Below are 19,028 nucleotides of genomic sequence, written 5' to 3' on the forward strand. Positions count from 1 at the left end.
CCCGCTCCGGCTCAATCGCGGAAATTGTCGAACTGCAGCGGCAGCTCGACATCCGCCTTGCGCAGCACGGCCATGGCGTCCTGCAAGTCATCGCGCTTCTTGCCGGTGACGCGCAGCTTGTCGCCGTTGATCTGTGCCTCGACCTTGAGCTTGGCAGCTTTCAGCGAGGCGACCAGTTTCTTCGCGATCGGCTGCTCGATGCCCTGCTTGACGGTGATCTTCTGCCGCGAGCCGCCCAGGTTGGTTTCCGGATCGCCGACGTCGAGTGCGCGAATGTCGATCTTCCGCGCCACCAGCCGGGCACGCAGGATATCCAGCATCTGCTGGAGCTGGAATTCGCTGGGTGCGCTCTGCGTGATGACGAACTCGTCCAGCGCGTACGACGCGTCCTGCCCCTTGAAGTCGAAGCGGGTGGACAGCTCGCGGTTGGCCTGATCGACCGCATTGGTCAGTTCGTGCTTGTCGACTTCGGAAATCACGTCAAAAGAAGGCATGGCGGCGGCTCACTGGAAACAAGGGCAAAGTGTAAGCGATGCGGCTAGGCGATAATGCGCGACTTGTGTGGCGTGAGGATGCGGATTCGTGAAAATCGACGTGCTCGTCATCGGCGCCGGCGCCGCCGGGCTGATGTGCGCGATCGCCGCGGGCCAGCGGGGGCGCCGCGTGCTGGTCGTCGATCACGCCAACAAGGTCGGCAAGAAGATCCTGATGTCCGGCGGCGGCCGCTGCAATTTCACCAATACGGGTGCGAGCCCGGCGAACTATCTCTCGGCGAATCCGCATTTCGCCAAATCCGCGCTGGCGCGCTACACCCCGGCCGACTTCATCGCGCTGGTCGAGAAACACCGCATCGCGTATCACGAAAAGGAGCTGGGCCAACTGTTCTGTGACGACTCGTCCAAGCAGATCGTGCGCATGCTGCTGGACGAATGTGCCGCCGCCGGGGTTACGGTGGAAGCGAACTGCGGGGTACAGCGCGTACGCAAGACACAGGAAGGTTTCAGCGTGCTCACCGCGCGCGGCGAAGTACATGCCGAGTCGCTGGTGGTGGCCAGCGGCGGCCTGTCGATTCCCAGCATGGGCGCCAGCGGTTTCGGTTACGAACTGGCCCGCCAGTTCGGACATGCCGTGCTGCCAACACGTGCCGGACTGGTGCCGCTGACCTTGAGCGGCAAGCATCAAGAGCATTACCAGGACCTGGCCGGCGTGGCGCTGCCTGCGGTGGAAACGCGTGTCGGCAAGCAAGGCTTCCGCGCCGGCCTGCTGTTCACCCACCGCGGCATCAGCGGGCCGGCGATCCTGCAGATTTCCTCGTACTGGAAACCCGGTGACGATTTGCGCATCGACCTGCTGCCGGATCAACATGTCGGCGAATGGCTGATCGACCAGCGCACGGCACGGCCGTTGGCGGAATTGAAAACCGTACTCGGCGACGTGCTGCCGAAGCGGCTGGCGCAGCGCCTGTGCGAGCAATGGTTCGAGAGCCGACCGATGCGCCAGTACCGCGAGACCGAGCTGGAGCAGATTGGCGCGCAACTCAACGCGTGGCCGATCACCGCCAGCGGCACCGAAGGCTACCGCACCGCCGAGGTCACCCTGGGCGGCGTCGATACTGACGGCCTGTCCTCCAGCACGATGCAGTCGAAGCTGATGCCGGGGCTTTATTTCATCGGCGAAGTGGTCGATGTCACCGGCTGGCTGGGCGGCTACAACTTCCAGTGGGCGTGGGCGTCGGGGCAGGCTGCAGGTGAAGTGGTTTAGCTCGCGGCTTCGCGCGTCATGAACACGTCGCATGTTTCACTGCGCGGCAGTCGACGACGAGGAGAGCTGCATGAAAGTCGGATTTATCGGCCTTGGATCGATGGGCAGTGCGATGGCTAGCAACCTGCTGGCGGCCGGCCATGCGCTGACCGTGTGGAATCGTTCCGAAGCTGCGACCGAACCATTGGCTTCGCTCGGCGCCAAGGTGGCGCGCACGGCCGATCGGGCCGCGCAGGGCGAGGTGCTGTGCAGCATGCTGGCGAACGATCAGGCGGTGCGCGAGGTGTTCCTCGACGGCGGCCTGCTCGATGCGATGGATCCCGGTACGGTGCATGTAAATCACGCAACGATCTCGGTGGCGCTGGCACGAGAGCTGGCGGAGGAACATGCGAAGCGGGGGCTGGAGTACGTCGCTGCACCGGTGTTCGGACGTCCGGACATGGCGGCCGCGGCGAAGCTGAATATTCTTGTCGCCGGCCAGCCAGCCGCCATCGAAAGAGTGCGGCCGTTGCTGGAGGCGATGGGCAGCAAGCTGTGGCCGCTGGGTGACGCGCCGGAGCGCGCGAACGTGGCGAAGATCGCCGGCAACTTCATGCTGGCGGCAGCGATCGAGAGCATGGCCGAGGCGACCGCGCTCACCCGCGCCCACGGCGTCAGCGCGGCGGATTTCCTCGAAGTGATGACGAATACGCTGTTCGCCGCGCCGGCTTACCAGGGCTACGGCAAGCTGATTGCCGAGCAGCGCTTCAAACCTGCCGGATTCCCGCTGCCGCTGGGCCTGAAAGATGTCGAGCTGGCATTGACGGCGGGATCGGCGGCACGGGTGCCGTTGCCGTTCGCCGGCGTGTTGCGCGACAGCTTGCTGGAGGCGCTGGCCGCCGGTGACGCGGAGTTGGACTGGTCGGCGCTGGCGTTGGTGGCCGCGCGCCGCGCTCACCTGGACGAATCCCTGTAGGAGCGCACCTTGTGCGCGAAAGCTGTTGGCCGAACCCTGGTCAACGGCGATCGCGCACAGGGTGCGCTCCTGCGACGGCGAGATGGAGGCGGGTGTCGTCGGGCGAACCGGCCGCTCAGCCTTGCGGGTCCCACTCCAGCGTACCGTCGACTACGGTATGGCTGCGTCCGCCAACCCAGATCGACGTATCGTCGATCCGCACGATCAGCCGCGCATCATGGCCGATCTCGCGCCCCTGGCTGACCTGATAACCGCGTGCCAGCGTGCCGTGCGGTTCGGCATGCACGATATACGCGGCGATCAGGCCGTTGGCGGCGCCGGAGGCGGGATCTTCGACGATACCGACGCCAGATGGGAGCGCGCGTACGACGAGTTGATAGCCGGGATGGCCGCTTCTTGCGAAGGCGCACAACCCCATGCTGTCGCTGGCCTGCGCCAGCGCACCGATCGCTGCATGATCGGGCTGCCATGCCCGCAGGCTGGCTTCGTCGGCGACCTCGGCCAGCCACCAGCGCCGGCCACCGTCGACCAATGCCGGCGGCAATGTGCCAAGTTCGATGCCGGAGAGTGCCGCCGGCAGCAGCGGATGCGCTGCGGGGCCGGTGTCCAGCACGCGTTCGCCGGGCGACTGCAGCAGCAGCTCGCGGCCGGGGCCGTTACCTTCGACGCGGATCGGCAGCACGCCGGCGCCGCATTCCTGCCACAGCAGGCCATCGCGCGTTTCGGCCAGTCCGCAGGCCAGCACGGCATGGGCGCTGCCGATGCTGGGATGGCCGGCGAACGGAATTTCCTTGTACGGGGTGAAGATGCGCACCCGATAGCTCGCTTTCGGGTCGGTCGGCGGCAGCAGGAAAGTGGTCTCGACCAGCGCCGTCCAGCGCGCGAAACGCTGCATCGCCTGGTCGCTCCAGCCATCCGCGCCGATCACCACGCCGAGATGATTGCCACCGCCAAGAGTGGCGGCAAAGACGTCCAGGTGCAGGTAACGGAGCGAAGCCATCGATAGGTCCGTCGGGCGGCAAGCGGCCGCGTAAAACGCCTGATCATAGCGGTGTGATGGTGTTCTGGGCAGTGATCTTTCGGAATATCAGCACGGTAGGCGGGACATAAGCGATTGCCAGCGGGGTGCAGGTGGAAAGTCGACAAGCGCAAGCCGGCACGCCAAGATGCCGAGCTTTGCGCACCTGCCGCCGGAAATGTTCATGCCTATTACCCTGGTCATCATCGCCATCACCAGCATCGTCTCGTTCATGGCATTCAAGAACATGCGGTTGATGAACGACCTGATCCTATGGCCGCCGGCGATTACCCGTCAGCGCGAATACCACCGGCTGGTGACCTACGGGGTCGTGCACGCGGACTTCTCGCATCTGTTCGTCAACATGCTGACGCTGTATTTCTTCGGCCAGGCGATGGAAGGATTCTTCGCCCGGGCACTGGGCATCTTCGGGTTTGCGCTGTTCTATCTCGGCGGCCTGGTGGTATCGATCCTGCCGACCTATCTGAAGAATCGCGACAACCCGAACTACCGCAGCCTGGGCGCTTCCGGCGCAGTATCGGCCGTGCTGTTCGCGTTCATCCTGCTGGCGCCGTGGGCAACCATCAACGTCTTCTTCGCGATTCCCATTCCCGCGATCATCTATGCCTTGCTGTACACCGGCTACTCGATCTACATGGACCGGCGCGGGCACGGCAACATCAACCACAGCGCGCATCTGTGGGGTGCGGCGTACGGCGTGGTCTTCACCCTGCTGGTGAACCAGCGGGTATTGCCGCATTTTCTCGACGCGCTGATGCATCCCGGCATGCGATGAGCCGTCTGTCCATGGCGGAGGCCGCCGTTTCGATGCGCCGATGATGAATGAATCCTGCGGCGATGGGTGCCTGCCGTGGCGCATGCGCGCATACTGGTCCGGTCCCATCGATCACCGCAGGAGAACGAACGCATGGCTATGACCCGCAAGTCGGCTGCGAAGAAGTCCGCGGCAAAGAAGGCACCCGCCAAGAAGAAAACGTCTGCGCAGAAAGCAGCCCCACGCAGCGCGACCAAGACGGTGCCGCGCAAGGCGGCAGCGAAGAAGGTCGCCGCCAGGAAACCAGCGACAAAGAAGGCGGCAGTACGCAAACCCGCGGCGAAGAAGCCTGCGGTGAAAAAGGCGGCTGCGAAGAAAGTGGTGGCGAAAAAGGCCGCGACCGGGAAGCCTGCCGCGAAGAAGGCCGTCACCAAAAAGCCTGTCGCCAAGAAGGTTGTGGCAAAGAAAGTTGCCGCAAAGAAGACTGCCACGAAAAAAGCCGTCGCGAAGAAGGCCGCAGCCAGCAGGCCGGTGGCTCCCAAAGCCGTCGTCAAGCGTCCGTCCGGGAAGCCTGCTGCCGCCAGTCCGAGGTCCGCTGTTCGCAAACCCGTACCGGTCATGCCGGTGGAAGCGCCGATCCAGCACATCAGTCAGGAAGATGCGGTAGCGAAGATCCAGGCGTTGCTGGAAGCCAAGCAGGAGCGGGTCCGGCAAGGGCCGAACTGGCCGGACGCCGATCAGGCGCATCCGGCCTCGAATGGCGCGGAGTTGCATCCGCCGATATCGGCCGAAGGCGGCGCGGGCGGTGGCCGTGTGCTGGCGCCACAGCGTGGCGAGCAGAGCAAGCGCAAGGACTGATCGGCGCTTCCACTCGACAACACTCCTGGGACGATGACTCTTCGGCAATCCCACATGGCTGGCAGGTAAATGCCCGTCGGCCATGCCCCGAAAGCTCAGTAGGCGTTCAAGCACGGCGTCCTAGCGTAGTACCGTCACTCAGTGGAGACGGATCATGAAACGCCTGTTGGCCAGCTTTGCCCTGATCGCCGCCACCGCGGTGTTGTCAGGCTGCTATTACGATCCGGGCTACAGCTACGTGCGCGGCGGCGGTTATAGCGGCGACGCCTATTATGGTTACGGTGGCAACGCCTACTATGTGGCGCCGGGCTACTACGACAATTATTACTACGGTAGCGGCTATTACGGCTGCTGCTACGCGCCGGGCGTGAGCATCGACTACTACAGTGGCCCGCGCTATCGCTACTATGGCGGCGGTGGTTACCACGGCGGTTACCACGGATATGGTGGCGGCTACCACGGTGGCGACCACCGAGGCCACGATGGTTGGCATCAATCGTCCGGCGGGAGTGGTCGTCGCGGCGATACCCGCCGCCATGATGATCATCATTGAGCATCGCTGAGTATCGCTGACACTTCGGGCACAATCGCGGGATGTCCCGATTCCGCTTCGTGCCCTTGCGCATTCGCTTTCCAAGGCCCATCGTCATCGTGGCGATGGGCCTTGTGCTGTGTGCGTGCGGCAGCTTGCGTTACTACGCGCAGGCGGCGCGCGGGCAGGGCGAGCTGATCGTTCACCGCCGCGCACTGAATGAGCTGGTGCGCGATCCAGCTACCGATCCGAAGCTCGCCGCGCGTTTGCAACTGGCCCAGCAAGCACGCCAGTTCGCTTCGCAGCGACTGGCGCTGCCGGACAATCGCAGCTATACCGGCTACGTCGAACTGCATCGGCGTTACGTAGTGTGGAATGTGTTTGCCGCACCGCGCTATTCGGTGAAGGCGGTGCCGCAGTGTTTCCCGATCGCCGGATGCGTAGCCTACCGAGGCTGGTTTAGCGAGGTCGATGCCAAGACAGATGCAGCGCGGCTGCAGGCGCGTGGCGATGATGTCTGGGTCGGCGGCGTGCCGGCGTATTCCACCCTGGGCTGGTTCGCCGACCCGATCCTCTCCAGCATGCTGCGCTGGGACGACGACGAACTGGACGGCACGATCTTCCACGAGCTGGCGCACCAGCTGATCTACGTGAAAGGCGACACGGCGTTCAACGAGTCCTTCGCCACCTTCGTGCAGACGGAGGGCTTGCGCGAGTGGCGGCAGTCACGCGGCCTGCCGCCGCAGGACGATCGCATGCAGACGATGGAGGCCGGATTCACCCGATTGGTGCTGGACTTGCGCGAACGCCTGAAAACGCTCTATGCCAGCGGCGTGGACGAGCCGGCAATGGCAGCCGGCAAGCAGCGTGAGATCGAGGCGTTCCGTACGCGCTACTCGCAGTGGCGCGAGCGCTGCTGGCCGCAAGATCACCGTTACGACAGCTGGGTTGCGCAACCGATCAACAACGCGCGGCTGCTGCCGTTTGGCCTGTACGAACAGTGGACGCCGGCGTTCGCGGTGCTGTTCCAGCGAGCGGAACGCCAATGGCCGGCGTTTTACGCCAGCGTGCGCGAGCTGGCGCGCAAACCGGAAGCACAGCGCGAGAAATCGCTGCAGGCGCTGGTTGACCCGTGAGATGACTCCGAAGGCCGATAATCGCCGCTGAGCCGCTGGCCTGGCGTCAATGGGCGGCCTTGTGCTTGGCCATATGCCGCAGGTAGGCGAGCACGGCGTCGAGATCGGCGTCGGATAGTGCCTTCGCGTCGAATCCTTGCATCTTCGCCTGCGGCCATTGCCGCAATGACTGCGGATTGCGGATGAAGGCGCGCAGCAGATCGGCACGCAGATATTCGGTGGGATTGTGCGGGAGGTTCAAGTCCGGTCCGAGTCTCGCGTCGCCCTCGCCGTTGAGCGTGTGACAGGCGAAACAAGTGTGCTGGAACACCACGAAGCCGCGCTGCACCTGATTGTTCGCAGGCAATGATGGATCGGGCAGGATCGCAGGGAAGCGCGCGGCCACGCCACCCAGCTTGCGGATCGTTGCCAGCTGGTACGGCCATTGTTCCGGATTCACATGGGCGGCCTGCGGCTGGGTCCACACGATGTAGAACGGCCCGGCGTGGCCATGGCCCTTGTCCAACGCAGGCCACGGTTGTGCCGGGTCCTCGATCGCTAGCCACGCTTCGCTGCCCTGTTTGTTCAACAGCAATGCGGCGGGAATCTCGGCCGCAAAACCATCGCCAGCGACGAACTGCAGGTGATCGCTGGTGTCGATGCCCTCGAGCAGTGCGGTCAGTGGCACCGCGCGGTAGTGCATCGTGCGATGGAACGCGACATCTCCGGGCACGTCGATCGTGCGCACGTCGTGGCGTTTCAGCAGGGCTTCGGTACGGTAAGTGGTGACACCGCGGCCGAGGTCTACCTTCAGCTCGGCGGCCTGCACGGGCAGGATCATGCTCATGAAGATCAGGCACAGCGTGAGCAGGTAAAGGACGAGCAACTTCATGGCGGGTTCCGGCGAAGACGTAAATAAATTGTAAGGGCCGCCGCGGCGATGACGTGCATTCCCGTGATCGTCCAGCGAGCCTGTCGGAGAGCTGAACAAATCACAGCCTGCATGTTGAACTCACGCCGCGCTGGCTACACTAAGCACATGTATCGCCGTGATGGCGACAGGAAGTGGCACAGTACATCGTGTCACTGAGGGGCTGGCCTTACCTCCCCTGGAGGCCACCTGACAAACTCCATCCGTCCTCCCCTGGCGGATGGAGTTTTTTTTTGCGCGAAACCGTCAGCAGTTCGTGTGGAATGCGCTTCGACATGGATAATGGCTCACGCGCACCTCTACTATCGCGCCTGGGCCACTGATGATCATCGATTCGCTGCTCGATACCGACCTGTACAAATTCTCGATGATGCAGGTGGTGCTGCACCAGTATCCGGCCGCCCAGGTCGAGTACCGCTTCAAGTGCCGCAACCCGGGCATCGATCTGGTGCCGTACATCGAGGAGATCCGCGCCGAACTGGCCGCGCTGTGCCAGCTGCGCTTCGCAGCGGACGAACTGGACTATCTGCGCGGCTGGCGCTTCATCAAGAGCGACTTCGTCGATTTCCTGGGGCTGTTCCAGCTCAATGAGAAGTACGTCGAGATCGCACCGGCCGCGGCGGGCAACGGCGAGATCGAGATCCGCATCCGCGGGCCTTGGCTGCATACGATCCTGTTCGAAGTGCCGCTGCTGGCCATCATCAACGAAGTGTATTTCCGCCATACCAGCACCGGTCTCGATCTGGCCGAAGGCAGGCGGCGGCTGCAGGCGAAGATGGCGTTGTTGCGCGATGCGCCGGATTACGCCGGCTGCAAGATCGCCGATTACGGTACGCGCCGGCGCTACTCACGGGTGTGGCAGCGCGAAGTGGTAACCGAGCTGCGTGACGGACTGGGCGCACAGCTGGCCGGCACCAGCAATGTATGGCTGGCACGCCAGCTCAACCTGACTCCACTGGGCACGCTGGCGCACGAATACCTGCAAGCGCATCAGGCGCTCGGCCCGCGCCTGCGCGATTCGCAGGTGGCGGCGCTGGAAGCATGGGCGAAGGAATACCGTGGCGATCTCGGCATCGCCTTGTCCGATGTCTACGGACTCGACGCGTTCCTGCGCGATTTCGACATGTACTTCTGCAAGCTGTTCGACGGTACCCGCCACGATTCCGGTGACCCGTTCGCGTGGGGCGACAAGGTGCTGGCGCATTACCGCGCGAACCGGGTCGATCCGCGCAGCAAGGTGCTGGTGTTCAGCGACGGCCTCGATATTCCGAAGGTGATGCAGCTGTATGCCTATTTCCGCGACCGCTGCCAGCTTGCGTTCGGTGTCGGCACCAACCTGACGAACGATGTGGGGCCGACGCCGCTGCAGATCGTGATCAAGATGATCCGCTGCAACGGCCAGCCGGTGGCCAAGCTCAGCGACTCGGCGGGCAAGAACATGTGCGAGGACACGGCGTACGTGGCCTATCTGCGCCAGGTATTCCAGATACCTGCGACGCAGGGGCTTTAGTTCGTTCGTTCTCTGGGAAGCCAGCGGCGCTCAGAAAGCCGGCAACACGGCGCCGCGGTACTTCTGCTCGATGAATGCCTTGATCTCCGGGCCGTTCAGCACCTTGGACAGCTTCTGCACGCGCGGGTCGTTCTGGTTGTCGAGGCGGCCGACCAGATAGTTCACGTAGGGCGAGTTGCCGTCTTCGATCAGCAGTGCGTCCTTGGTGGGGTTCAGGCCGGCCGCCAGCGCGTAGTTGGTATTGATCAACGCCAGGTCCACCTCGTCCAGCGTACGCGGCAGCATCGCGGCCTCCAGTTCGCGGAACTGCAGATGCTTCGGGTTCGCCGCGATGTCCTTCGGCGTGGACAGCTCGTTGTTCGGGTCTTTCAGCGTAATCAGGCCGTGCTTCGCCAACAGCAGCAGCGCGCGGCCGCCGTTGCTGGCATCGTTCGGGATGGTCACGCTGGCGCCGTCGGGCAGCTGATCGATGCTTTTGAATTTGTGCGAATACGCACCGAACGGCTCGATGTGCACACCGGTAATGGTGACGAGATGGGCGCTGTGCTCTCGGTTGAACGTGTCCAGGAAGGGCTTGGTCTGGAAATAGTTCAGGTCGATGTTCTTCTCGACCAGTTGCGTGTTCGGCTGCACGTAGTCGGCGAACACTTTGATCTGCAGATCCACGCCTTCCTTCGCCAGCAGAGGCTTGGCCTGCTTGAGGATTTCGGCATGCGGAATCGCGGTGGCAGCCACGCGAAGCGTCTGGCCATCCTCCTTCGGCGCGGAACAGCCCGTGAGCAAGAGCAGGGTCAGGGCTGTGGCGGCAAACAGCAGTCTCATGATGAATATTCGCTTGTGCGGTGCACAATGATAAGCCGTCTATACCGCCAAACACAAACCGATGGGCTCAACCTGATGGGACAGGCGTTGCCAGCAATGCCTCACGCTTTCGGTGCGGCATAGCCTGCCAGCAGGAGCAGGGCCAGGACGGAGGCGACAGCGGCAAGCAGCAAACTCATGGCGGCGATTTCTCATATACGGCCAACAAAGGTTGGCCGCGGACACCGCCGAACGCAAATAACCAAATCAGCTTCGCTTATAACGAGTCACGATGCGATCGCCGATCATCTGCAGCAGCTGCACCAGAACGATCAATAGCGCCACGGTGACCAGCATGTAGTCGGACTTGTAGCTGAGGTAGCCGTAGCGATAGGCGAGGTCGCCGAGGCCACCGGAGCCGATCGCGCCGCCCATGGCGGTGTAGCCGACCAGGGCGATTGCGGTGACCGTGACGCCGGCGAACAGGCCGCCGCGAGCCTCGGGCAGCAGCACATGGCGCACGATCTGCCACAAGCTGGCGCCCATCGCCTGGCTGGCCTCGATCACGCCCTGCTGCACTTCACGCAGCGCGGTTTCCACCAGCCGTGCGAAGAACGGCGCGGCGCCGATCACCAGCGGCGGAATCGCACCGCGGATGCCGAGCTTGGTGCCGACCAGGAAATACGTCACCGGCATCAACACGATCATCAAGATGATGAATGGCACCGAGCGCAGGATGTTCACCAGCAGCGAGGTGACCGCATAGAGCTTGGGCATCGGACGCAGCTGGCCCTTGCCGGTGAGGTACAGCAGCACGCCCAGCGGCAGGCCGATCAGGATGGTGAGCAGCAGCGAGCCGCCAAGCATCAGCAAGGTGTCGATACAGGCGTGGCCGATCTCGCCCCAGTCGTCGATGTTGGGAAACAGCGTTTGCAGCATGTTCATCGGCTCAACTCCTCGATCTCGATGCCGGCCTCGCGCAGCGCCACCAGGGCGGTATCCACGCCGGCGCCTTGCATCGCCAGGGTGAGCTGGCCATAAGGCAGGTCCTTGATGCGGTCGATGCGGCCGGCGAGGATATTGAAGTCGATGCCGGTCTCGCGCGCGACCCGACCCAGTGCCGGGGTCAACGTGGTATCGCCGCGGAAGCTCAACCGCAGGATGCGTCCAGGTACCTGCGCGAACGGCGCCAGTTCGCTCGCCGCTTCCTCGGGTAATGCCTCGTTGACGAAGCGCTTGGTGGTGGCGTGTTGCGGATGCAGGAACACATCGGCCACCGCGCCACGCTCCACGATCACGCCGGCATCCAGTACCGCCACTCGATCGCAGACGCGCCGTACCACGTCCATCTCGTGGGTGATCAGCACGATGGTGAGCTTCAGTTCGCGGTTGATCTCGGCCAGCAGATCGAGCACCGAGGCAGTGGTCTGCGGGTCGAGTGCGCTGGTGGCCTCGTCGCACAGCAGGATCGAGGGCCGGTTGGCCAGCGCGCGGGCAATGCCGACGCGTTGCTTCTGGCCGCCGGAAAGCTGCGACGGATACTTGTTGGCGTGCGCAGTGAGCCCGACCCTTGCCAGCAGTTCGTCGACACGGGCACGCAGGACGGCCGGGTCGCGTTCGCCCGCCAGCCGCATCGGGAACGCGACGTTGTCCGCCACGGTTTGCGATGCGAGCAGGTTGAAGTGCTGGAAGATCATGCCGATTTTGCGCCGCTGCGCGCGCAGCGCCGGTTCGGCCAGCGCGGTCATCTCGACGTCATTGATGAAGATGCTGCCGCCGCTGGGCCGTTCGAGCAGGTTGATCAGCCGTATAAGCGTCGATTTACCGGCGCCGGACAGACCGATGATGCCGAACACCTCGCCATCGGCAATCTCGAGGCTGAAGGGTTGCAGCGCGGGAATGTCCCTGCCGTCGACACGGTAGGACTTGTGGACATCGACAAAGCGGATCACGACGGACCTTGGCCTGCGGCTGGGAGCGCCATTCTATGCCACGGGCGTCACGCGCAATGGCGTAGACTGCCTGATTGATCCAATCAGAGGGAGTCCGGCCATGTCCAGTGTCTACGATTTCAGCGCCCGCGATATCGACGGCAATCAGCGCTCGCTCGCCGAATGGCGCGGCAAGACCCTGCTGATCGTCAACGTTGCGTCCAAGTGCGGTTTCACCCCGCAATACAAGGGGCTGGAGACGTTGTGGCAGGATCAGCGCGATCGTGGGCTGGTGGTGCTGGGCTTTCCGTGCGACCAGTTCGGCCATCAGGAGCCGGGCGATGAGATCGAGATCAAGACGTTCTGCAGCACGCAATACGACGTGACTTTCCCGATGTTCGCCAAGATCGAGGTGAACGGCGAACAGGCCGATCCGCTTTACAAGTGGCTGAAGAGCGAGGGCAAGGGCATCCTGGGCAGCGAGTCGATCAAGTGGAACTTCACCAAGTTCCTGGTCGACGCGGACGGCCAGGTGGTGAAGCGCTACGCCTCCACCGATACGCCGGAGAAGATCGGCAAGGACACGCTGGTGCGGTTGGGCGGTTGAGGGGTAGGCGATCGCCAACTCCGCCGCGCCCGGAGGCGTTTTGCCGTGTTCTGGTAACCTTGCGCGTTCGTGTCGGCACCTGGCCGGCGGACTTGAACCTATTCGCGAGATCCACATGCAGATTGCCCAGAATTCCGTTGCTGCCTTCCATTACACGCTGACCGATGACGAGGGCCAGGTCATCGACAGTTCCGAAGGCCGCGAGCCGTTGACCTATCTGCACGGCAGTGGCCAGATCGTGCCGGGCCTGGAAAAGCAGATGGAAGGCCGTGCGGTCGGCGACAAATTCATCGCCGACGTAAGCCCCGAAGAGGGTTACGGCGTGCATCACGCCGAGCTGATGCAGGAAGTGCCGCGCGAGGCCTTTCAGGGCGTGACGGACATCCAGCCCGGCATGCAGTTCCAGGGCCGTGGCCCGCAGGGTGAGATCAACGTCACTGTGACCAAGGTCGAAAACGACAAGGTATTCATCGACGGCAATCACCCGTTGGCCGGCAAGACCTTGCATTTCGCGATCGAAATAACCGATCTGCGCGCCGCCACGGAAGAAGAGCTGGCACACGGTCACGTGCACGGCGCGGGCGGCCATCACCACTGACGTCTACGCCATGCATGGACGCTGGCATATTGCGATTGTGGGCTACGGTGCCGCCGGTCAGGCGGCATCGCTGTTTCTGGCAGAGCAAGGCCATCGGTTGACTGTGTTCGAACAGGCTGCGGCGCCTGGTCCGGTCGGCGCAGGCTTCCTGCTGCAGCCGACCGGACTGAGTGTGCTGGCCCGGCTCGGCCTGCATGAGCAGGCCTTGGCGCAGGGGCAGCGCATCGAGCGGCTGCACGGCTGCAATGTGAGCGGTCATTGTGTGATGGACATGCGTTACGCCGATCACGCTGCCGATTGCTTCGGCCTTGGGCTGACGCGCGGCAGCCTCTTCACTCTGTTGCGGGATGCTTATGCGGATTCCGCCCAGATCCGTACGGGGGCGTGCATCGAAACCATCGATGCGGATGGTCGACACCTTCGCGATAGTGCCGGTGAGCGATATGGCCCGTTCGACCTGATCGTGGCTGCGGATGGCGCACATTCGCGGCTGCGCGCATCGGTGCCGCAGCTGGTGCGCCGCCAGCGGACCTATCCGTGGGGTGCGATATGGTGCCTGCTGCCGGCAGAGAAGTGGCCGTATCACGACGTACTTCAGCAACGCTACGGCGGCACCCGCGAGATGATCGGACTGTTGCCGGTAGGGCGGCGGCCCGATCGCGATGGTCGCTGGCTCACTTTTTATTTCAGCCTGCCTGGCGAACAGATAGATGCGTTCGATGACGCGGCGCTGGTGCGTTTGCGCGAGCGCGTAACGGTATTGTGGCCTGAAGCGTTACCGCTGCTTGCGTCGATTGGCGTGCCTCAGCAATTGCAGCGGGCACGCTATCGTGACGTGGTATTGCGCACGCCGGTGCAGGGACGCACGGTATTCATCGGCGACGCTGCACATGCGATGAGTCCTCAACTGGGGCAGGGTGTAAACATGGCACTCCTGGATGCTCATGCTTTGGCCGACGCACTGGCCGCCAGCGACGATATCGAGGCAGCACTCCAACTGTATCCGCGCGCGCGTCGGCACCACGTGGCGGTGTACCAGCGGCTCAGCCGCTGGCTGACGCCGCTGTTTCAGTCCGAACGCGATGGCCTGGCCCGATTGCGCGACATCACCTTCGGGCCGCTCGGCCGGATGCCGTTGGCCAGGGGGCAGATGCTGAAGATCCTGGCCGGCATGAAAACCAGTTGGTTGCGCTGAGCCGTAGGGCTCAATACCAGTCGAGCAGCGAGATACCCACGCCGGCATAGGTGGCGTTGTGGTTGTAGTCGATCAGGCTTTCGCCGTAGCCCTTGAACACTTCCGCATAGCCGCGCAGATTGCCCGCGATCGGGAAGCTCCAGCTGAATTTGGCGGCGCCGTGCTGGCGGCTGCCGCCGCGGAACGAGTCGCGCAGCATCATGCCGAACTCCTGGCCGCGCCATTCGTGGACGATCTGGATCTCGCCCCGTCCCACATAGTCGCTGATGTCGGGATTGTCGTCGGTGATGCGCGCTTCGGGTATGCGCCACCATGGCCGAATCATCACCGTCCAGCCGTTGCGTTCGAAACCGATGTTTGCGATCACCCGGTTCCAGCCGCGCGATTGCGGGTTGCCGCGCCCGTTGGACTGATGGTCGAAGCCGACGCCAAGCAAGCGGCCATCCCAGCCGAGCAGGTGATAGTCGGTGTTGAACACCAGCATCGCCTCGGGCTCGTAATTGGTTTCACGGAACGGTCGCGACTGCTTTGTGTTGTAGACCTGCCAGCGCGAGGACTGGGTGTAGCCGACCCACACGTCGCCGGCATCGCCGAATACCCCCTGCCACACCTTGGTTTTCAGGCTGAGCTGGAATTTCATCTCGGCGTTGTCCAACTGCTCGCTGTGCGCCACCGTGTTGTCGCGGTTGGGGCTGTGCGGCTGCTTGTTCTGGTCGCTGGTGGCGAACACCGGCAACACATACACCGGCTGGTAGCCACGGATGTTGAAGGTGCCGAGCTTGCTCTCGGGCGACAGTTCCCAGCGGCTGTCGAGCAGCGAGAGCGGTCGCGCCACTTCGCTGTTGGTTTCCACCGCGGCCGTCGTGTCCTTGCGGTCACGGCTGAAAATGTTCGGCGCGGCCGTCGCCGTGTTCACCCGTTTCTGCGCGGCAGGCAGATTCACCCGTCCCGTCGCATGGTCGTAGCAGGCAAGCCTTTGCGCGTCGCTCTCGATCGCGGTGCAGGCGCGGATATCGGTAGGGTCTGGATTCTGCGCGTGGCTGGGTGGGGAAAGCAGACTGGCGATGAGTGCCAGCGGCAGGACAGCGGAATGAGGCTTCATCAAGAGCAGGGTTCCCGGGCGATCGAGGCGGGAGTCTAGGTCATGCACCGCAACTGAGGCGGGACAGCATGGCCGGGACCGGCAAAAAGAGAGCCGGCCATGATGCGATCATGGTCGGCTCGATCGGGTGATGACCGTCAGGGTTGCTTGGTCCAGTTGGTGTATTCGGTCTTGCTGATGTGACCGTCGCGGTTGGTGTCGGCGTGGATGAAATCGTTGGCCAGCGGTGGATAGGCGGCGGCTTGTTCCTCCGAAATCGACTTCTTGCCGCCGGACAGCTGTTCGAACGGAGGCGCCGGGCCGATCGTAGGCGCCGGTGGCGGAACGCTCCGCACGACCACTTGACCCTGCGCTGACTGGGACGTCGCCTGACCCTGATCGCTAGTTGGCGTCCCTGCAGGAGGGGGCATCGGTTGGGCAGAGGGCGCGGGTGGCGTCGAGGTCGCCGGGGCGGGCGGCATATTCTGTCCGCCCGGCGCGGGCGGCGGGGCCGGAGGCATAGGCATATCCTGCCCGGTCGGCGGAGGCGGCGGAGCGGGGGCTACATCCTGTCCGCTAGGCGGGGGTTGCGGGGGTGGCGGTGCGTTCTGGGCGATCAGCGTACCGCTGAGCAGAAAAGCGCCGGTAGCAAGAGCGGACAACAGTGGCTTGCGAGATTTCATGATCGAGACTCCATGCCAGAATATATAGCGTGAGGTTGTGCGGATATCCGCAATCCATCGGGCGGGACCCCCGTTGCCGGTGCCCAACTCGGGGTCACGCTAACAGGGACTTTGTAAATGCCGGCTCAATATCTTGGTCACGACGCCGTGAAGCTGCCGTGTCGTTGAGCCCAGCTTCAGGTGATGGCAGGGTGTTGAGCCAGGCGCAGGCGCGTCTGCTGCAACTGGCCGCACAAGGCCTGCTACAGCCGTTGCGGCGGCGCCCGCGGCGCAGCGATGTCGTGGCGATGATCGAGCGCATGCGCCTGCTGCAGATCGACACCATCCATGTGGTGGCGCGAAGCCCGTATCTGGTACTGCATGCACGGCTGGGCGACTACCCGATGAGCTGGCTGGACGAGGCCCTGGCCCAAGGTCGGCTGGCCGAATGCTGGGCGCACGAGGCATGCTTCATCAGCGCCGCCGATGTGGCATGGCATCGCGGCGGACACGATCAACGCATGCATCATTGGGCGCAGCGGCACGCGGCACGCATGCATCGCGAACAACGCACCGACATGGATGCGCTGCTGGCAGGCATTCGCGAATCCGGTCCGGTGCGCGCGGCGGACTTTGTGCGCAAGGACGGCGTGGCCAAGCCGGGCTGGTGGGAATGGAAGCCGGAGAAGCGCTGGCTGGAGGCATGGTTCGCACTGGGCGAGCTGATGGTGGCGCGACGCGAGAACTTCCAGCGCGTATACGACCTCGCCGAACGTGTACTGGCGCGGCTCGATCCACCGTTCGATCCCGCGGCCGAAGCATTCTCGGCGGCGGACCTTCGGCGACGCTTCATCATCGACAGCGTACGTGCGCTGGGCGTGACGCCGGCCGGCTGGATCGCCGACTATTTTCGCCTGAAGCCGAAGGTCACCGACCGCGAACTGGCGCCGCTGCTGGCCAGCGGCGAACTGCTGGCGGTGCCGGTGCAGGGCTGGGCCACGCCGGGGTACGTGCACCGTGACCACCGCGATGCGCTGGACAAGGCGCGGCAGGGCCGCTTGCGCGCCACGCATACGGCGTTGCTGTCGCCGTTCGATCCGCTGGTATGGGATCGCGCGCGGACACTGGCGATGTTCGATTTCGAGTACACCATCGAGTGCTACACACCGGCGGCGAAGCGCCGCTACGGCTACTTCGTGCTGCCGATCCTGCATCGTGGCCAATTGATCGGTCGGCTCGACGCGAAGGCCCATCGCAGCGACAGCGTCTTCGAGATCAAGGCCTTGTTCCTGGAACCCGGCGTGACACCCGCGCCGGCGCTGGTGCAGGCGGTGGCCAAGGCGATTGTCGACACGGCCCGCTGGCACGGCACACCGGAAATCCGGCTGGGCCGCACCCAGCCGGTGATGGTGGCGAAGGCATTGCGCGCCGCCTTGAAGGATCAGTGAGCGACGGCGACCATTGATCGGACCATTCCCAAAGCGTACCTGGGATCAGGGGGTGCCGCTGCTGTTCGTGGCGGGAGCCTCTGCGCACGACTTGCCGTGCAGGGCCTCGTGCAATTGGCTGGCCAGCGAATTGCAGCGTGCCGCCAGTTGTGGCCGGATATCGGGATTCTCCGAGTCGCGCAACAGACTGGTGCGCATCGCATCGTAACGCGACTGCAATTGATCCGGCGCATAAATGGCCGCTGCACGATGGCAGGCGAGATAGCTGGACAGATAATCGTCGCAAGCGGGAATGCCGGTGTGGTCGGGCAGGTTGACGTCCGTGACGGTGATATGGCCTTTGGCGTTCACGGTCCGGCGCTGGGTCGTCTTGCCGCCGGCGGCGGCATTCGAGGTGGTAGTGGATGAGGTTTCGGCGGTCGATGTGGTCGTCGTGCGGGTGGCCTTTTGCTCGGCACAACCAGTCAGCAACAGACCACCGACCATGGCAGCCAGGGTCAGACGGGTCAGGATAGGCATTATCGGCACTCCTCAAGCTTGGCGACCTTGCCGGCGGCCAAAAGGGCATACCGGTAGTGGATCGTGGAATTTATCCACACTAAACAAGGTTTGAGGTAAAGGAAATCTGAATTTACCGCCCGATCGACAAAATCGAGCGAATCGACCCGTTTCAATGTCCGGTTCCGTGATCTCGCTTCGGTTCCATTCTGTCGTTATGATCCGCCCACTGAGTTTGCCGGGGTCAGCATAGTTTGTGACCCGATGCAGCCGATCCGCGATCTGCCTCATCGTTCACCCCCAGGGTTGTTTCCTTGCACGCCAGTAAGCCGGTCCGCCGCATGGTGCGGACCGGGTCTATAAACCCAGTGGAGTGATTAAATATGTCTGATCGTCAGCTTGGCACCGTCAAGTGGTTCAACGACGCCAAAGGCTTTGGTTTCATTGCCCGTGACAATGGCCCGGACGTTTTTGTGCACTTTCGGGCGATTACCGGTGGCGGCTTCAAGAGCCTGCAGGAAGGCCAGCAGGTCTCCTTCAAGGTGGTGCAAGGCCAGAAAGGCTTGCAGGCCGACGAAGTGACCCCCGCCTGATCGTCACGTTTTGTAAGGAAAATCGGGCGGCGTCGCCCGATTTTATCTTGCCCGGATAATGGCCATGACAATCTGCTTGACAAATCACTTGCGGGCATGAAATCCGTTATGCTTGGCCCACTGTGTCTGCTTGGCTACGTGCGTGCCCCGTAAGGGTTT

General features: G+C 63.5%; 21 protein-coding genes. 12 read left to right on the plus strand and 9 right to left on the minus strand.

All coding sequences use genetic code 11. The features are described from left to right. Positions 1-11: 11 nt before the first annotated feature. Positions 12-494 (minus strand): YajQ family cyclic di-GMP-binding protein, encoded by a 483-nt coding sequence (locus BUA26_RS16100; RefSeq protein WP_072761873.1) that lies wholly within the window; start codon positions 492-494, stop codon positions 12-14. A gap of 88 nt (positions 495-582) precedes the next feature. Here BUA26_RS16100 and BUA26_RS16105 point away from each other — a divergent pair, with 88 nt between their 5' ends. Both BUA26_RS16105 and BUA26_RS16110 read left to right on the plus strand, forming a co-directional pair. Beyond that, entirely contained in the window at positions 583-1,761 is a 1,179-nt protein-coding gene (locus tag BUA26_RS16105) for a BaiN/RdsA family NAD(P)/FAD-dependent oxidoreductase (protein ID WP_072761874.1), read from the plus strand. 70 nt (positions 1,762-1,831) lie between these two features. After that, positions 1,832-2,716 carry an NAD(P)-dependent oxidoreductase gene (locus BUA26_RS16110; protein ID WP_072761995.1) on the plus strand — a complete coding sequence of 295 codons (885 nt, stop codon included), beginning with the start codon at positions 1,832-1,834 and terminating at the stop codon, positions 2,714-2,716. 115 nt (positions 2,717-2,831) lie between these two features. Here the strand turns inward: BUA26_RS16110 and BUA26_RS16115 are convergent, their stop codons facing one another. After that, the gene (locus BUA26_RS16115) at positions 2,832-3,716 is read right to left on the minus strand and encodes a PhzF family phenazine biosynthesis protein (protein ID WP_072761875.1); all 885 of its coding nucleotides are present in this window, start codon (positions 3,714-3,716) and stop codon (positions 2,832-2,834) included. A gap of 202 nt (positions 3,717-3,918) precedes the next feature. Here BUA26_RS16115 and BUA26_RS16120 point away from each other — a divergent pair, with 202 nt between their 5' ends. The 4 genes from BUA26_RS16120 (at position 3,919) to BUA26_RS16135 (ending at position 7,035) form a co-directional block, all read left to right on the plus strand. After that, positions 3,919-4,530, plus strand: coding sequence for a rhomboid family intramembrane serine protease (locus BUA26_RS16120; protein WP_072761996.1), 612 nt, complete (start codon positions 3,919-3,921; stop codon positions 4,528-4,530). Positions 4,531-4,605: 75 nt separating this feature from the next. Beyond that, positions 4,606-5,367, plus strand: coding sequence for a histone H1-like repetitive region-containing protein (locus BUA26_RS16125; RefSeq protein ID WP_255368391.1), 762 nt, complete (start codon positions 4,606-4,608; stop codon positions 5,365-5,367). Positions 5,368-5,521: 154 nt separating this feature from the next. After that, on the plus strand, positions 5,522-5,920 hold the full coding sequence (locus BUA26_RS16130; RefSeq protein WP_072761877.1) for a hypothetical protein: 399 nt from the start codon (positions 5,522-5,524) through the stop codon (positions 5,918-5,920). 104 nt (positions 5,921-6,024) lie between these two features. Beyond that, a complete protein-coding gene (locus tag BUA26_RS16135; protein WP_072761878.1) occupies positions 6,025-7,035 on the plus strand; it encodes an aminopeptidase in 1,011 nt (336 codons plus the stop codon). Between the two features lie 46 nt (positions 7,036-7,081). Here BUA26_RS16135 and BUA26_RS16140 read toward each other — a convergent pair whose 3' ends face one another. Beyond that, complete coding sequence (locus tag BUA26_RS16140) at positions 7,082-7,906, minus strand: c-type cytochrome (protein ID WP_072761879.1); 825 nt, start codon at positions 7,904-7,906, stop codon at positions 7,082-7,084. A gap of 361 nt (positions 7,907-8,267) precedes the next feature. Between BUA26_RS16140 and pncB the strand changes: the two genes are divergently transcribed. Then, entirely contained in the window at positions 8,268-9,455 is a 1,188-nt protein-coding gene (gene pncB / locus BUA26_RS16145) for a nicotinate phosphoribosyltransferase (RefSeq protein WP_072761880.1), read from the plus strand. Between the two features lie 30 nt (positions 9,456-9,485). Here the strand turns inward: pncB and BUA26_RS16150 are convergent, their stop codons facing one another. The 3 genes from BUA26_RS16150 to BUA26_RS16160 form a co-directional block, all read right to left on the minus strand. Beyond that, positions 9,486-10,277, minus strand: coding sequence for a MetQ/NlpA family ABC transporter substrate-binding protein (locus BUA26_RS16150; RefSeq protein WP_072761881.1), 792 nt, complete (start codon positions 10,275-10,277; stop codon positions 9,486-9,488). Between the two features lie 246 nt (positions 10,278-10,523). After that, a complete protein-coding gene (locus tag BUA26_RS16155; RefSeq protein ID WP_072761882.1) occupies positions 10,524-11,201 on the minus strand; it encodes a methionine ABC transporter permease in 678 nt (225 codons plus the stop codon). Next, entirely contained in the window at positions 11,198-12,208 is a 1,011-nt protein-coding gene (locus tag BUA26_RS16160) for a methionine ABC transporter ATP-binding protein (protein ID WP_072761883.1), read from the minus strand. The genes BUA26_RS16155 and BUA26_RS16160 overlap by 4 nt, the downstream gene beginning before the upstream one ends. A 100-nt stretch (positions 12,209-12,308) precedes the next feature. Between BUA26_RS16160 and BUA26_RS16165 the strand changes: the two genes are divergently transcribed. The 3 genes from BUA26_RS16165 (at position 12,309) to BUA26_RS16175 (ending at position 14,587) form a co-directional block, all read left to right on the plus strand. Further along, the gene (locus BUA26_RS16165; RefSeq protein WP_072761884.1) at positions 12,309-12,794 is read left to right on the plus strand and encodes a glutathione peroxidase; all 486 of its coding nucleotides are present in this window, start codon (positions 12,309-12,311) and stop codon (positions 12,792-12,794) included. A 115-nt stretch (positions 12,795-12,909) separates the two neighbouring features. Then, entirely contained in the window at positions 12,910-13,392 is a 483-nt protein-coding gene (locus BUA26_RS16170) for an FKBP-type peptidyl-prolyl cis-trans isomerase (protein ID WP_072761885.1), read from the plus strand. Positions 13,393-13,402: 10 nt separating this feature from the next. Then, positions 13,403-14,587, plus strand: coding sequence for an FAD-dependent oxidoreductase (locus BUA26_RS16175; protein ID WP_143154307.1), 1,185 nt, complete (start codon positions 13,403-13,405; stop codon positions 14,585-14,587). A gap of 10 nt (positions 14,588-14,597) precedes the next feature. Here BUA26_RS16175 and BUA26_RS16180 read toward each other — a convergent pair whose 3' ends face one another. Further along, a complete protein-coding gene (locus tag BUA26_RS16180) occupies positions 14,598-15,689 on the minus strand; it encodes a phospholipase A (protein WP_072761886.1) in 1,092 nt (363 codons plus the stop codon). Positions 15,690-15,826: 137 nt separating this feature from the next. Beyond that, on the minus strand, positions 15,827-16,024 hold the full coding sequence (locus BUA26_RS20765) for a hypothetical protein (RefSeq protein WP_255368400.1): 198 nt from the start codon (positions 16,022-16,024) through the stop codon (positions 15,827-15,829). A 518-nt stretch (positions 16,025-16,542) separates the two neighbouring features. On the opposite strand from BUA26_RS20765, the gene BUA26_RS16190 reads away from it, so the two are divergent. Further along, positions 16,543-17,778, plus strand: a complete 1,236-nt coding sequence (locus BUA26_RS16190; RefSeq protein ID WP_072761888.1) for a winged helix-turn-helix domain-containing protein — start codon at positions 16,543-16,545, stop codon at positions 17,776-17,778. A gap of 45 nt (positions 17,779-17,823) precedes the next feature. Here BUA26_RS16190 and BUA26_RS16195 read toward each other — a convergent pair whose 3' ends face one another. Continuing rightward, entirely contained in the window at positions 17,824-18,297 is a 474-nt protein-coding gene (locus tag BUA26_RS16195; RefSeq protein ID WP_072761889.1) for a hypothetical protein, read from the minus strand. Positions 18,298-18,659: 362 nt separating this feature from the next. Here BUA26_RS16195 and BUA26_RS16200 point away from each other — a divergent pair, with 362 nt between their 5' ends. After that, a complete protein-coding gene (locus BUA26_RS16200) occupies positions 18,660-18,869 on the plus strand; it encodes a cold-shock protein (RefSeq protein WP_072761890.1) in 210 nt (69 codons plus the stop codon). The last annotated feature ends 159 nt before the right edge of the window (positions 18,870-19,028 follow it).

The sequence above is a fragment of the Rhodanobacter sp. OK091 genome (assembly GCF_900142825.1).
In the GTDB taxonomy this organism is placed as follows: Bacteria; Pseudomonadota; Gammaproteobacteria; order Xanthomonadales; family Rhodanobacteraceae; genus Rhodanobacter.

Excerpts from the sequence above, each read along its gene's own strand:
- BUA26_RS16200 (WP_072761890.1), top strand. The coding sequence starts at position 18,660 with ATGTCTGATCGTCAGCTTGGCACCGTCAAGTGGTTCAACGACGCCAAA.
- BUA26_RS16140 (WP_072761879.1), bottom strand. The coding sequence starts at position 7,906 with ATGAAGTTGCTCGTCCTTTACCTGCTCACGCTGTGCCTGATCTTCATG.
- BUA26_RS16170 (WP_072761885.1), top strand. The coding sequence starts at position 12,910 with ATGCAGATTGCCCAGAATTCCGTTGCTGCCTTCCATTACACGCTGACC.
- pncB (WP_072761880.1), top strand. The coding sequence starts at position 8,268 with ATGATCATCGATTCGCTGCTCGATACCGACCTGTACAAATTCTCGATG.
- BUA26_RS16110 (WP_072761995.1), top strand. The coding sequence starts at position 1,832 with ATGAAAGTCGGATTTATCGGCCTTGGATCGATGGGCAGTGCGATGGCT.
- BUA26_RS16115 (WP_072761875.1), bottom strand. The coding sequence starts at position 3,716 with ATGGCTTCGCTCCGTTACCTGCACCTGGACGTCTTTGCCGCCACTCTT.
- BUA26_RS16155 (WP_072761882.1), bottom strand. The coding sequence starts at position 11,201 with ATGAACATGCTGCAAACGCTGTTTCCCAACATCGACGACTGGGGCGAG.
- BUA26_RS16150 (WP_072761881.1), bottom strand. The coding sequence starts at position 10,277 with ATGAGACTGCTGTTTGCCGCCACAGCCCTGACCCTGCTCTTGCTCACG.
- BUA26_RS16180 (WP_072761886.1), bottom strand. The coding sequence starts at position 15,689 with ATGAAGCCTCATTCCGCTGTCCTGCCGCTGGCACTCATCGCCAGTCTG.
- BUA26_RS16120 (WP_072761996.1), top strand. The coding sequence starts at position 3,919 with ATGCCTATTACCCTGGTCATCATCGCCATCACCAGCATCGTCTCGTTC.
- BUA26_RS16100 (WP_072761873.1), bottom strand. The coding sequence starts at position 494 with ATGCCTTCTTTTGACGTGATTTCCGAAGTCGACAAGCACGAACTGACC.
- BUA26_RS16130 (WP_072761877.1), top strand. The coding sequence starts at position 5,522 with ATGAAACGCCTGTTGGCCAGCTTTGCCCTGATCGCCGCCACCGCGGTG.
- BUA26_RS16135 (WP_072761878.1), top strand. The coding sequence starts at position 6,025 with ATGGGCCTTGTGCTGTGTGCGTGCGGCAGCTTGCGTTACTACGCGCAG.
- BUA26_RS16195 (WP_072761889.1), bottom strand. The coding sequence starts at position 18,297 with ATGCCTATCCTGACCCGTCTGACCCTGGCTGCCATGGTCGGTGGTCTG.
- BUA26_RS16175 (WP_143154307.1), top strand. The coding sequence starts at position 13,403 with ATGCATGGACGCTGGCATATTGCGATTGTGGGCTACGGTGCCGCCGGT.
- BUA26_RS16165 (WP_072761884.1), top strand. The coding sequence starts at position 12,309 with ATGTCCAGTGTCTACGATTTCAGCGCCCGCGATATCGACGGCAATCAG.